The 633-nt window shown below is 59.4% G+C and carries 2 protein-coding genes; both read right to left on the bottom strand.

The window, feature by feature from the left end:
* Positions 1-245: hypothetical protein (locus JIN85_RS20825; RefSeq protein ID WP_200274465.1), on the bottom strand; the 245-nt coding region annotated here is incomplete at its 3' end.
* Positions 246-273: 28 nt separating this feature from the next.
* Positions 274-633: hypothetical protein (locus tag JIN85_RS20820; protein WP_200274471.1), on the bottom strand; the 360-nt coding region annotated here is incomplete at its 5' end.

Here is a 633-nt window from a genome sequence, read left to right as displayed (position 1 = left end):
CCGTAGTCCTTGCAAAGGAAGGTATCGCTCGAGAGCGAAGACTTGATACGGGCAAAGTTGCCAGACGGACCACGGCGGATATCGGTCGGAATGTCGACGAAGTTGGAAGTATCGTAGACGTAGTAGGCAGCGGAGTGCAGCTGCGTTGGCACGATCGGCGCGATGCGGCGACCTACCATCGGCAGGCCCGCCATGAAGCGGACCGCGTGGCCGGTGAGAAGTGGATTAAGAAGAGGTGCCTTCATGATAAGTTAGAGAGTGGGAAATGAGTTGTTAGGCAGGGATGGTGATGGGGTTATCGAGGACTTCGATCACGTCACCTGCAGCGCTCGCGCCCTGGGTGAGTTTGCGACCGAGAAGGAATCCGGTAGCGGCAGAAGCCACGTTGCCTCCCGCTGCCCAGGTGAGGCGTTCGCCTTTGTTGATGATGCCACTGGCGACCATCTTCACCGTGCCGCCTTTGCCTAACAGACGGACGGTGACGTGCGGATTGCCGGGTTGTTTTTCGGTCAGGACCCCGACCGCGTTGGCAGCGGAAGTGGCGAGTTTGACGCTACCGGCGGCAGCTCCCAGCTCGACCAGCTTGTGTTCCTGGTTGAGCAAGGCGTCGACGGTTTCCTCGACGAAGGAATG

The sequence above is a fragment of the Luteolibacter pohnpeiensis genome, from assembly GCF_016595435.1.
Classification (GTDB): Bacteria; Verrucomicrobiota; Verrucomicrobiia; order Verrucomicrobiales; family Akkermansiaceae; genus Luteolibacter; species Luteolibacter pohnpeiensis.
The sequence above is the reverse complement of the archived record's forward strand: the minus strand, read 5'-3'. Positions and strand labels throughout refer to the sequence as shown.